This window comes from Lactobacillus sp. A27 (assembly GCF_016742815.1).
Classification (GTDB): domain Bacteria; phylum Bacillota; class Bacilli; order Lactobacillales; family Lactobacillaceae; genus Lactobacillus; species Lactobacillus gallinarum.
Map to the genome: position 1 here is coordinate 1 of NZ_JAEHNT010000018.1, position 13,441 is coordinate 13,441.

At 37.6% G+C, this 13,441-nt stretch carries 6 protein-coding genes, 1 tRNA gene and 1 pseudogene; 2 read left to right on the forward strand and 6 right to left on the reverse strand.

Annotated elements, in window-relative coordinates; all coding sequences use genetic code 11:
* Positions 1 to 7,726 (reverse strand): mucin-binding protein (locus JEM49_RS03560; protein ID WP_201873675.1); only part of this gene is annotated, 7,726 nt, incomplete at its 3' end.
* A gap of 227 nt (positions 7,727 to 7,953) precedes the next feature.
* Here JEM49_RS03560 and JEM49_RS10785 point away from each other — a divergent pair.
* Positions 7,954 to 8,118: pseudogene (locus JEM49_RS10785) on the forward strand (IS110 family transposase); the annotation flags it as partial.
* Positions 8,119 to 8,458: 340 nt separating this feature from the next.
* On the opposite strand, the gene JEM49_RS03565 reads toward JEM49_RS10785, so the two are convergent.
* The 3 genes from JEM49_RS03565 to JEM49_RS03575 all read right to left on the reverse strand — a co-directional run bounded on the left by JEM49_RS03565 (position 8,459) and on the right by JEM49_RS03575 (position 11,416).
* The gene (locus JEM49_RS03565; RefSeq protein ID WP_201873676.1) at positions 8,459 to 9,139 is read right to left on the reverse strand and encodes a L,D-transpeptidase; all 681 of its coding nucleotides are present in this window, start codon (positions 9,137 to 9,139) and stop codon (positions 8,459 to 8,461) included.
* Positions 9,140 to 9,270: 131 nt separating this feature from the next.
* On the reverse strand, positions 9,271 to 10,119 hold the full coding sequence (locus JEM49_RS03570) for an NAD(P)H-hydrate dehydratase (RefSeq protein WP_025005517.1): 849 nt from the start codon (positions 10,117 to 10,119) through the stop codon (positions 9,271 to 9,273).
* 1 nt (position 10,120) lies between these two features.
* Entirely contained in the window at positions 10,121 to 11,416 is a 1,296-nt protein-coding gene (locus JEM49_RS03575; RefSeq protein WP_201873677.1) for a serine hydrolase, read from the reverse strand.
* 87 nt (positions 11,417 to 11,503) lie between these two features.
* Between JEM49_RS03575 and JEM49_RS03580 the strand changes: the two genes are divergently transcribed.
* A tRNA-Leu gene (locus JEM49_RS03580) sits at positions 11,504 to 11,587 on the forward strand.
* Between the two features lie 37 nt (positions 11,588 to 11,624).
* Here the strand turns inward: JEM49_RS03580 and JEM49_RS03585 are convergent.
* Together JEM49_RS03585 and JEM49_RS03590 are read right to left on the reverse strand one after the other, a co-directional pair.
* Complete coding sequence (locus tag JEM49_RS03585) at positions 11,625 to 12,005, reverse strand: GH36 C-terminal domain-containing protein (RefSeq protein WP_242509752.1); 381 nt, start codon at positions 12,003 to 12,005, stop codon at positions 11,625 to 11,627.
* 134 nt (positions 12,006 to 12,139) lie between these two features.
* The gene (locus tag JEM49_RS03590; RefSeq protein WP_201873679.1) at positions 12,140 to 13,432 is read right to left on the reverse strand and encodes an RNA-guided endonuclease InsQ/TnpB family protein; all 1,293 of its coding nucleotides are present in this window, start codon (positions 13,430 to 13,432) and stop codon (positions 12,140 to 12,142) included.
* Positions 13,433 to 13,441 lie beyond the last annotated feature (9 nt).

Here is a 13,441-nt window from a genome sequence, read left to right on the forward strand (position 1 = left end):
CGACCTTGGTAAGATCTGGAGTGTAGCCAGCTATTTGAGGACTAGTAACAGACTTCCACGTCAAGCTTTGAGTATAATCTGGATTCCAAGTAATTTCACCAGTAACTAAATCTTTTTTACCAGTTTGGGTAAAGATCAAGGTTTGGTCAACTGGATCTGCCATTTGTTTTCCTTGTTCATTGACATAGACTATCGTTCTGGTCGTCTTCAAGGTTCGGCTGGTATCAGCTAGTTTATGCTTTAAGTGAACTGTGATTTCAGGATAGCCGGTAGTACCAAAGACAATTTCATCTGGTAAATTATCACTATTAACTAAATCGTATTTAGTTGGATCTGGGTTAGCAATACCAGTAGCTACAGTATCAAAAGTGTGACCGGTGATCTCATTACTTCTGATTTCCTTACCTTGTTCGTCATCATCAACATAAGTTACCTTCGTCGATTGTTGAGCAGCATTATAGTAAATCTTGTAGCTGATTACCCAGGTCTGAACTTGATGGTCAGTGTTAGTCTGGGCAATTTTTCCACCTAATTGGTCGTTAACTGCGGAAATCTTATCGCCATCTTCACCATCAATTGCTACTTTCTGAGCAGGCACTGCTTCCATACCAGATCGAACTACATAACCTTGAATTTCAGGACTAGGAATTCTGACAAAATTACCAGTCTTTGATGTCCAATCATGTTGCCAAGTATAAGTATCAGTTACCAGGTCCAACGTCCCATGTTGAATAAATACGACTCTGTTAGCTGCATCAGTAATGTAGTCATCATGAATGGTGTGCTCTACACCATTTTTGTCGACATAAACATATGAGATCTTTTCACGAATATCGCGAGAACCAGTAGCTGGAGCTGTCTTGTGTGTTACGTGAATGACAAATTTGTTGTTATTATCATCAGCTTGATACTTACTATTCTCAGGCAATCTCGACATATCAACTTGATAGTTTTCATTACTTAGTTTATCTAATTCATCTTTCAAGTTATCGAAGTAAACATTCGTGCCAAATTTACCTGAAGATGATGTAGTGAACAACTCTTTAGGTTTGCCATCAACTAAAGCATCATAGTCAACAATCCTCAAATGAGCCTTTTGCGTATTTGGTTCATAACTGATATCAACAATTGTATCCTGGGCATTAGGATCTACGCCTGTTAATTCAACTGCTTCTAGCATTGGACTATAACCAGCAGGTGTAGCAACAATGTCTGTTGCTTTAACTGCTTTCATCGTCGTACCATCAACAGCAGTCCATTTATCGTAAGTTACATTACCGTTAATTTCATCGATTGTAGCCCCACGAGTAAAGCTCAAGATTTGATCCATACTCTTGATCGTGCCATCAGGCATGTGAACTCTGATTGTTCTTGTGACTGTTTGATTCAAATCATCATGATCAACCCCAGCTGGGAATGGACGGATACTGTTATCAGGTAAAGTCCCAGTGTTCGCTTCATGATATTCATCATGATTCAAGTGAACTGTAGCATGTTCGATTTCAATTCTAATGTTTGCTAAAGGTGTCTTACCAAAGCTAACCTCAGTAGGAATTTGAGTCTTAGGATCAACTAGCTTCCACCCCTTTGGCGGTGCAATCCGATGTCCAAATTCGACGGTTTGCCCTGTTAAACCTGAGAAGGTATATTCTGGCTCAATGACATTCTCAATGACTTTTCCATTCTTATCAACATTCTTATAAACGAATTGTACCGTTACAGATTGAGAAATTGGTGAGTAAAGTACTACTTCAGTCTCTCCATCTTCAGGGCCATTAACCGGATCAATTGTCGGTGTTTTTTCTTTAACTGTTGCTTGACTAGCTTTATAGCCAGCAACCGGTAAGACGCTAACGCTGCTAAAATTGGTATTTGAATCGGATTTTATTTGCCAATCGCTGTATGTAACTGCATTCTTGGCTTGCGCAGGATCCGCTAATTTTAATTTTACCAAGTCAATTGTAGCTTTTCTTTGGTAAAAAACATTTTGAACAATATCTTTAAGTTCTTGCCCTTGATCATCAACTACAGGTTGATCTCTTAGATCTTTGCCAGCCGATGTCGCATACTTGAATTTAATTGTCCGTGATACCTTTCGATTCAAATCCTTTTCATTTACGCCTTGAGGATAAGTACCCTTATAGCCCTCATTAGTAGTTAAATCATCACCAGTTGCGTGGCATTTATCAGGATTAACCTCAATTTTTTTGTGACGCATCGTTACAGTCCATTTCTGAACTTTTTGATTGTCAAAATACTTATTAGTATCATCAGAATAGCCATCAGTTACCAATTCATAGCCTTTAGCCACAAGATCTTCTAGCCGCTTACGCTTATCAGTTGAATACTTAATCTGTGATCCATGTGAACCATGCATAGTATCAGCTATGATCGTACTACCATCATTATCGGCATCAATATAAGTTATTACGGCATACGTTTGAGCAGCTATATATGCTACGTTAACTGTCTTCGGGACATCGCCTACGCTAGCATTCGCACTATCTACAGTAGCATCAACGGGCACATAATTAGCAATCGATGGCGATGTTACTTCAGTGAACTGACCATAATTTGGCACGCTAGTGGTCGTACCATTTTGAGTAGTTGCGGATTTTACTGCACGATAATTTCCGGTATAAGTAATTTTTCCTGTAACTAAATCAATCGTTGCATCTTGATAGAAAGTTACGGTTTGAATCGTGTCACTTAAACCTACGACGGCTTTACCACTGACATCACCCCCATTGATTTCAGTTCCATTAGCATAAACATGGTGAATTGTTCGCTGAGCTGAGGATTGGCTAGATATAGCATTAGGATCATAGTCGTTAATTGGATATACTGGACTGTTTGGATCACTTGCATCAACTTTTTCACCTGCAGTTGGCAATTTATCAGGTGCAATCGTCACTAGTTTGTGATGATAGTAGACATTAACTATCGTTGATTTGCCATCTACACTAGGAACAGCTTCTGCTACCTTTAAAAAGGCATTACCGTTTTCATCAACTGGACCTTCATAACCAAATTTGGACAGATCATAATTAATTACCGCATCTTGCTTAGATGAATTTCCATTTTCTGTGTCAATTTCAAAACCAGAATATTGATCACTAACATCATATGGAATATATGATTCGCCGGCTTTAGGCTTCCACGACCCATCGACCAATTCCAACTGACTAGGCTTATAATAACCAAGAATTGCGGAAGTAATCGCATCAGTTACTTCAAAACGCTTGTAGTAAACACTTTGCGAAATTGTATCTGGATAATCCTTTTTAGGCAATGGTTTAATTGGTAAGTGATTTAATGTTTTATCATTTTGATCGGCATCATGGTAATAAATAGTTCGTGATATTGCTTTAGCCTGTTGATTATAGTTAACCGGGTCTTTTACATAAATAAGCACATTGTTCTTTTCAGTATCACCAGTAAACTTCTCTGGTGCCACCAACTTACCAGTGTCAATATTAAAACTATCATCGTAATAGACAATATTTGGTTGCCCTGTCCCCGTATCAAAGTAATGGATCTGATCAAGTTTATATGCATTTGGCGTTAAGAAATCGTGAACTTTTTTCCTAAGCGCTTCAAGCGCACCAGACGCATCATCATCAGTTTTTCCATTTAAAAACCCGATTGGTACAGTAGTAATCCACTTTTTTTGAGTTTCATTGAACATTGTATAAGTCAATGTTTGGTTATCCGGAATATAATGTACTACACGTTTTGATACTATTTGATCAGTTGTTGGATTCGCTGTAAATAGCGAATTAATATTATAATTTTTAGCCGTTTGTGCCAACGTCGAATCTGCGGTATTAGCAGTGTAGCCTGACAAAGATGGCAACCCCTTAACCCCAGGAATCGTAAAATTACCATTTTCATCAACAGCAATACTTTCATTGGTGCTGGTGTTAACAACATAGTAAGTTGCTTTACCTGTAACCAAATCCGTTACTCGTTTTAGACTATATGTATACGAAGTAGGAGTAGCTTTTTGGCCATTTACAACAATTGTATTTTGATCATCAGTTCCACCTGCTTGGTACTTGCTAGAACTATTATCATACTCATAGTAGGTTGTATCTTGAATCGTCTTAGCTTCCGATTTCGTCTTATGTTTCAGTTCAAACTGAACGATATCTCCATTAAAGTAATACTTGACCTGTTTGCCAAAACCTGCATTTTGAGCTTCATCATCAGAATTAGTAATGATGAAGCTAGGAATTGAAGAACTGAGTTCATAATTTTCTGGAATCAAGGTAGACGGAATATTCTTTGGATCAAAATCTGCAAGATTCATGACGTCTTTATTTTCGACATAAGTCTTAGCCATGGATGGAACTTCAATATATTGATCCTCGCCATTGGCGTCAACATAATGCAATCTCGTATCGATCGTTGATTTACCAACAATTTGAATACCTGTGTCAGTTGAGACAAATGGCGTGAATTTCGATCCCGTCAAAGCCACTCTTATATAACCTGTTTTACCAGCGTCAGACTTAAAGTTAGGATCATGTCCCTTAATTACGAAACGTCCTATTTGATCAGCAGCTGGAATATCTTTCGAAAACTTCACAATGATCGATTTAACCTTAGACCAGTCTTTAACTTGATCACCAGTAACATAATTATCTAGTGAAGGTTGAATACCCTTTTCCTTAGTCGATGGCAACCGTTGAACGTCATTTGCGTAGTAGAAAGTAAAACTATTATCAAAAGTCTTATCATAAGAAGCATCATAAGTAACGGGACCATCAACAGTGAAGTCAAAACTAGTGCTATTGTCACTGGCTAATGGAACGTTAATCAACAGCCTCCCATCTTTGATCACATTCAAATCATAGTTAGCTACGTTAACGTAGTAATACATTGTTCCGTCGCCTTTAGTATCACTGGTTCCTTTGACAGCAGCCTTAGGATCTTCATTACCTTGAGCCATGTTAGGAACATAAGCAATAACTGGTGATTTAATAGTGAATCGGTTGCCATACAAATAGGATAACTTATAAAGCGAGCCTGGAATATCACTGTTAGTAATATTTTTAGTAAACGCCTTAGTCTGATCATCTAGATTGGTAGCAGTATACTTTGTCGTATAATGACTCATTCCCGACTTAGTATAAACAAATGCATCATAGTAATAATCTCCAGCAACGCCATCAGGATCGATTGTGATGTAAAGCCTATCATGAGATTGACTGTCATTAGTATTATAGTTAAATCCGGTTCCAGTATAGTCTAGTTTAACTACTTGACGCCCATCAACCATATAAGTTTCAAATTTAGGCTCGATCACTTTACCAGTATTGGCATCTTTAGCTTTATCTTCAACAGCATCCCAACCACCACTAAAACTGAAGTATTTTGGTAAAACATAGTAAAAGATTGGTTCAAAAACTTTTACCGTGGTTGCTTTAGGATCCGTATCAAAGTGCATATCAATTGATCCAGCTGATTTAGTCGGATTAATTGGATCATATAATTTACTACTCTGGTATCCCCAGGCTTGCATTGCAGCTGTTAAGCTATCCAAGCCCAAAACCTTTTGGTCCACTGCTGAGTTTGCAATTTGATTATTATTAAAATCTGCAGACCGAATCGCAATCTTAGTCGATACAGTTGTATCTGGTGGCAAAGTTGCCATATTATTCAGCTTATCTGAAATATAGCCATAGGCTTCAAAAACATCCGGATCCTCATTTTGGGTCGTACTACCACTATTACTTTTCAGGATGTCTGAAAGATCCAAACCCATCTTGGTAGTTGCCCCTACTTCAACATAATTAGGCAAAATATCGGCCTTATAGATGGTGGTTCCCGTAGGTGCAGCAATAACTTGCCCAGCATCAACCGACGCTGTAATAAAGCGGTGCTTTTGCGTTGCCTTATCTACAACTTCAATAATATATTGGTAAGAAGTTAATCCTGGTCGCAAGGTGGCATTAATATCAGGAGTTTTGATACCAGTCACTGCCAAATTTTCATCAAAACCAACTTGAATATGGAGACTATTGGTAAAACTAATTGAAGTATCATTGGTAAAGCCAAAATAGTTCACAATGTTGGTTGCTTGCTTTTGAATAAGAGTGTTGCTTCCGTTATTGCCAACAATTTGAGTTGCTAAATCACCTTGTTTAGGCGTTACTTTAGGCCCAACTAGATTAACTGACCATGGCTGATCGATGGTTGCTGAAATAGTTGAAATGCCATCAACGGTTCTTACTTGTTGATCAATTTTAATATTGCCACCAGCTTTATAGATCTTATTCTCAAACGGCTCAACGGGCTGCATGAATTTTCCTACCAAGTGATACCCAGTAGCATTAGGAGTAGTGTCAGCATTTTGCGAACCTGCTCCAGCTGCCACTGTAATTACAATATCTGCTCCAGCTTTTTCTTGGGTAATTGTGGTTTTTCCATCAGGCACGCCACTTGCTCGTAAACTAGCATCAGGATCGATTAAGAAATCACCAGGTACGGGAATGGTAATCGTCGTTCCCATATTAACCGCACTATTAACTTTATTGGCGCAATAACTGGTATCGTTTTGTATTCCCGTGGGTTGGTTAATATTTAACTGAAAATCATAATTAGTATTGGTTTGTAGTTGCGTAACCTTATTGGGACTAGGCTTAGCTTGCTTAAATGTTGGGTGCATGGAATCCTTAATTATAGTAGTAAAGTATAAGGATTTATTTTTCACTTCAACTTTATCAGGATCCACGTAGCCCCATGTAATTTCTCGTTTAACTTCGCCAGCTGGATCAATCGCATTACTTGAAGTTGCTGCAGGTTTTCCAGCATAGTTGTTACCATCTGGAATTACTAGCTTAAAACCGGTTGTAGTAGTAAAGTCATTGCTTACTGTTAGTTTGTAATTACGATATTTTTGTCCATCAACTGTTTGATCATTCTTAGAAATAACCCCACGATTGACTATGATTGTATTATTAAAATTAGAATCATCAATCCCAAAAGTCGTTACTGGTACCGTAATACCATAAACTTCACCAGCTTGAAAAGTACCAGATAAGTTAATATTAATTGGGGCACCATCAGTACCATCGTTACCAACAGTATTACGGTCGATCGATAAGGTAATGCCATTATCATCAGTAACCGCCAAATCAGAATCAGTAGTGGCCAAAGTTGCGGGTGCTACAGCTAAATTGGTTGCTACGGCTAAATTGGTTGCTACTATACTATTTGTAGTAGACGTAGTTATTTGCTTTGCACTATCCGGTGTGTTCGTTTCAGTCAAAGCTTTATCACCAGTATTGGTAGGTGCAGTAGCTTTAGAATCTGTTGTTGATGTTGTTTTTTCAGTTACCGTATCAGTTGCATTCGTAGTAGATTTTACTTTGTCATTACTAGTAGTATCAGTTGCAGAAACTGATTGATCAACCTTGGCATCTTGAGTTTGGTTTTCATTATTCGTTTGTGTTTGAGAAGTCTGATCCGTTGAAGTTGAATCCTTAGGCTGCCCAACAATATTCAGTTTTGTATTTGTGGTTTGATCTCTTGTTATAGTATTATTATCAGTTGTTTGCGAGCTAGAAGTTTCAGCAAAAACAGTATGCCCACCAGCCATAAAAAAAGTTACTCCTAGCATTACCGAGGCAATACCAATTGATAACTTTCGAAAACCAAAAGTAGGCTTTTGATCCATTGTTTGCTTTAATCTTTCGACTCTATTACCCTTGGCTAGCATAATTTAGCGTATAGCTTTCATGATTAGCTTATCTTGGAAGCGATACTTTTCACTCCTTTCTCTAGTTAATTTTTTAAAGCAATATTCAATTGTGAAATTCTTATTTTTCTAGCTATTAATGATATCCCCTAACCTTAATTATACGCTGATTATTAACCAATGTTGCACTTCCCTGTAAGAAAATTTACCACAATTTAATGAAGTTTTGTAACTATGCATATAAAATTATTATCAGATTAAGAGATCCTGTTTTCGCCAAATACTACCAAAAGAATTATAATGAAGCATCATTTTCCTCACACAAACGAGCTTGCATTCTCTGTGCAAAAAAACTATCCAGGACTATTTTTACTTTGCTCAAAAATGGTCAAATCTATAAAACACCGAGGTAATCAATTGGTCTAAAACATTTTTGGAGGAGTAGAAATAATTTTTAAAAACCCTAAAACTAGGGCTTAGTTTCATGTACGCAAATTTTGGTTATAAAACAAACTAAATTAGAAATAAAATTAACTTTTACATTGACTTATCACCACATGACTCATAGATTAGATATTTATATTTTACAGGATAGGCAAACATATGTTTCTATTTTTAAAATAAAAAAGCTGACTGCTAGATCAGCTTGGTCCTATCCATCCCCGCATTAAAATACGGGGATTTCCGGGCATTTTTCATTAAATTCACTATGAAAAGAAGCGTTACTCACAACTTGAGTAGCGCTTCTTTGTTCTAATTATCCTTAATAACTACCTTAGTTCCATCTGGAATATGATTCATAATCCACTTAGAATCAGGTACACTTAAACGAATACAGCCGTGAGATCCTTGAGTTCTGCCCAATTTAGCTGCTTCTTTTAGGTTATAACTATAGTCCGCCTTTGTTGGCACAGAGTGGAATAAGTAAACATTATCCGGACTCCAACTGGTCCAATTGTTAGCTCCTTCACCTAAATTATAATTGAAGAAACTATCTCCACGACCGTTTTGAATCTTGTAAGTTCCAGTTGGCGTAAGGGATTTTCCCTTTTTGTAAATCCCTCCCGTAGATAACATTGTGTAAAGAACTTTGCCTTTTCTCAGCAAATAAGTCCGGTTACCTTTTAAAGATACTCGCAAGGTTAAATCTTGTTCATTTGGCTTAATCTTAGGATATTTTTTGATTTCACTTTTCTTTTTCCAAGCGCCTGCTTTACGTAAATCCTTAGGATCACGGTAAGGACGATACAAGGCACCATCATCTATCTTCTTAGCTTTTTTCTTAGGCTTAGTAGCTTTGGTTTTAGCCTTAGTTTGCGTGGTAGCTGCTTCTTGAGAAGCGTCAGACTTAGGTGCACAAGCCTTAGCTAAACCAATAATAGCTCCGAATGCGATTACAATACTAGCAACACCAATAACAATATTTTTCTTCATAAATATAGCAATCTTCTTTAATTAATAGTTTTAGTTTTATTGAAATATGCTATGCGTATTCATAGCATGATGTTAAAAAACATCCCTAATAATGGGGATGTCTTTTATGACTATATAAGATTTTAACATGTTTAGTCTAATTCGGAATATTTTTTCATTAATTTAGGCAATACTTTAGAAATTTTGGTTGGTCTAACTACATAATCATCTTTATTGATTAAATCACCAGCTAAAGAATGAATATAAACAGCTGCTAAAACTGTATCGACGCTTGGACCAAATTGTGCAACAAAACCGCCGATGATTCCAGCCAAAGTGTCACCCATGCCGCCAGTAGCCATGCCAGGATTACCGATTGGATTAACAAAGAATTGACCTGTACCATCATAAACATGTGTATGATTAGATTTTAAAACCAGCATTGCATTACTATCCGGAATTAACTGATTAAGAGCATCTACATTAGCACTATCTGTTTGAAATGGGATACGAATTTGACTTAATCTTTGCCATTCCATTTGATGTGGCGTCAAAATCAAGTGCCCAGCATTAGCAGGCAATAATGTTTTGTCTTCACTAATTAAATCTAATGCACTAGCATCCAAAACCACGGTTTGACTTTCTGAAGTACATCTTCTTAGAATTACCAAAATTTGTTTAGCTAAATCACTCATCCCAAGTCCAGGACCGCAGACAACTACGTCCACCTTTTTGATTAAATCCGCTAACTTGCTATCGCGCCAGTCAATAAACATCGCTTCTGGCAAACGAGCATGCAAAGCAGATAAATTCATAGGATGTGTTGCAGTAGCTACTAACCCAGCACCAGCATTTATAGCACCTTCAGTAGACATAATAATTGCGCCGCCATAGTTGTCACTACCGCCAATTAAAAGCACGCGACCATATTTTCCTTTGTAGCTGTCACTTGCCCTTTTTTTGATAACTTTCTTTAAAATGTCTTCAGTTATTTCCGTCATTTTATCTGCCCCCGAAAAGCATCCGCCAAATTCTTACAAAGAAATTAACCTTACCATTTGCGGCAAGTGCCTTAGCTTTTACATTCATTCCATTAGGATTTGATAATGAAATAATCTTTTCATTGCCAGACTTAAATTGATAATTGCCTACTACTTGACCTTTAGTAATTGGTGCCTCAACTGTTTGCTTGTTTAACTTAGCTACTAAGGTTTTACCATCAGCAGGATCCCAAATTGTTGTCTTTTCTTTAAGACCCAAATTAGTAGTGGCATTATCTCCATCAGTTACCTTGATGTTTTTAGCACCAGCCATTTGACTACTTGCGTTAAAAGTTACTGGACGATACTTAGTAAAGACATAGTTCATTAACTTCTTAGTTTGCATAAAACGTGCAGGGTCAGTACCATCCTTGTGACGCGCACCCATGACTACAGTAATTAAACGTGCACCTGCATGATTGATAGTACCAATAAAGCAAGCACCTGCGGCATCAGTAGTACCCGTCTTTAAACCATCGACTGGATAAGCTTTATCATATTGTGAAAGGCCCTTGAGCATCCAGTTAAAGTTAGCCATCTTAGTAGTATGACCTTGGTCTTTGAAGTCTAAATGAGCTAATTTAGTAGTTTCTAATACTTCAGGAAAATCTTTGATTAAGTTTTGACCTACAATTGCCATGTCCTTAGCTGACATAGAATTTTCAGCATTTTTACTTACACCAGGATATGCATCCTTGCCTACATTGCCATTTGGCAAACCACAAGCAGTGTAAATTTTGGCATCTTTAATACCCCACTTCTTCACTTGTGCACGCATTTGATCGATAAATGCCTTTTGTGAACCAGCGATAGTTTGTCCTAAAAGCATGGCAGCACCATTAGCTGATTCGATCAAAGTTGCTTGATAAAGTTGCTTAATAGTATAAGAATGTCCCATCTTAAGAGGTACATTTGAATACTCAGCATTATTAGCCACCTTCACAATAGAAGCGGTTGGCTTAACTTTTTGATCCCAAGATAGTTTTTGATTCTTAATTGCATTTAAAGTTAAGTAAACTGTCACAAGTTTAGTCATAGAAGCAATTGGCAAAGTCTTATCTGCATTTTTTGCATACAAAACCTGGCCACTGTTACTATCAATGGCGATTGCTGACTTGACATCTAATTTAACTTGATCCGTTTGATAATTAGCCACATCCGCCTTAACAGGTGCTGAAAATGTTGCACCACACGATACTAACGAAATAAGAGCAACGAGGCTAATAACAGCTCGTTTTATCTTTTTACTAAAAAACATGAAACCCGTCCTTTTGAATAATAAAGTATATTTATGCTTACATTTTACCAAATATTTGGTATTATTATTCATGTACATGAGAAAAATGCCCGCTTGGCGGAATTGGCAGACGCGCAGCGTTCAGGTCGCTGTTCAGGTGACTGAGTGAAGGTTCGAATCCTTTAGCGGGCATAAGTAAAGACCTAGCAGTATTTGCTAGGTCTTTTTGCTATTCTTTTTCTATTTCAAAGAGATACGACTGAAAATCACCAGTCACTTGGGCTGTATCACCATTAGAAGCATTGAATTTATATGGTTCACGCAAACCAAAATTAGTAAGTACTCTACCACTAACCTTATTTTTTTGATTAATGATATAGTCTGCATTTTGATCTAAATTTGAGAGGGAAAGATAACGATCAAGCGTATCATTTGGCTTAGCTAATTTACGGAAAAAGCCAATGATTTGTTTTTCATCTTGTTTTACGCTCCATGCATATTTATTTTGATCTTCTAAGGGCACTAATTGCTCAAAGTGGCCATTAACAAGTAGATCCCGTTTACTGCTATGAAAAATGTAAGCAAATGTATGACTATGTTCTATTTTCATACATTTTGGACTATTCGTGCTTTCCATTTCTCTTACCAACGTCTACGCTAGTATTCCGATATTTCAATTTAGAAGTAATCGCATTGACTAGCTCTTTTGGCATCTTTTCGGACGTAGCCTCGCCCGCAATTATCTTATAAGGCTCGATTTAACTCTGGATGCTTTACTAGCAGCGTTAGGTTGGCCATGGCATTTTCGTCGCGATCAACCTTTTTATTGTAATTAGGACAGCTAGGATTATAACAGACAAACTCGTTATGCTTGGTGCCATGCTTTTTATTGCCCTGCAGCGTGATCTTTTCATCGCCTTTTTTGACCAAGCCGCATGCTGCGCATCTTTGCGTTGATGGATATAGCTTGTTGGCAATAATCAGTTCTTTACCATACCATTCGCATTTATATGTTAAAAGCTTTCTAAACAAGCCAAACATGCTTCGATGCATGCCTTTTGAAGCCACATGGCTCATAAGCATGCCTTTGACTCCCAGATCTTCAATCGCTATTTGATCGTAATTGTTTACCAGTTCAGTAGTAAATTTATGCATTAAATCCGTTTGAATGTTTTGGGCACGCTGATAGGATGCCTGAAGCTTGATTCTCGTCTTCAAGTATTTCTTGCTTTGCGCACCTTTAATTCTACCGTTGACTGTTCGCTTCTTTGCCAGCTGCTTTTGATAATGCTTTATTTTGCTGTATGTTTTGGTCAAAGACTTAGGAATAATCAAAAGCTGACCATCTTCATAATTGAAATGGCCTACGTTTATATCTACGCCGGTCGCTTTGCCTGTTTTCTTTTTGACTTCGAACCTATCTTTGGGGATCTTATATGGAATTGCCACATAATACCTATCCCTTACTCGATAAAAAGACATTGTTCCTGTAGGATAATCAAAAGGCTTTTCTGACAATTTTATTGGTTGCCAATTTGCTTTCAACCCTTGAGGCTTTTCCAAAACCAGCTTGCCATTAACAATTCTAGCTTGGTCGCTCTTGAAGCCTTGCTTGGGAGCCCGCTTAGATTTAAATTTAGGCTTGCCCCAATCTTTTTGAGCTTTATTGAAAAAATTTTGCCAGGCTTTGCCCAAATCCTGTACGGCTAGCTGCAATAGATGGGCTGAATAGCTAAATTGCCAGTCTTCTTTTTCTGCCACTAGTTTATTCCTGATGGCTTTCCAATTAGGCGCAGGATAGCTGGCAAGCATTTCTTCTTGTTCGGCAGTAAATTTGCGTTGACTCTTGGCCTTTCGCAGTTCAGCTTTGATCTCTTTATCAAGCATCAGCTGCCTAATATCGTATTCGTCATTCCACAAAGCCAAGGCTTCATTCCAGCAGAATCTCCGATAATCGCAATTGCGATCAAAAACAGCCTTCATCTGTTTGTTGGGAAACAGCTCATAGGATTTGGTTTTTATATAGTATTCTGGCATTTTATCCAC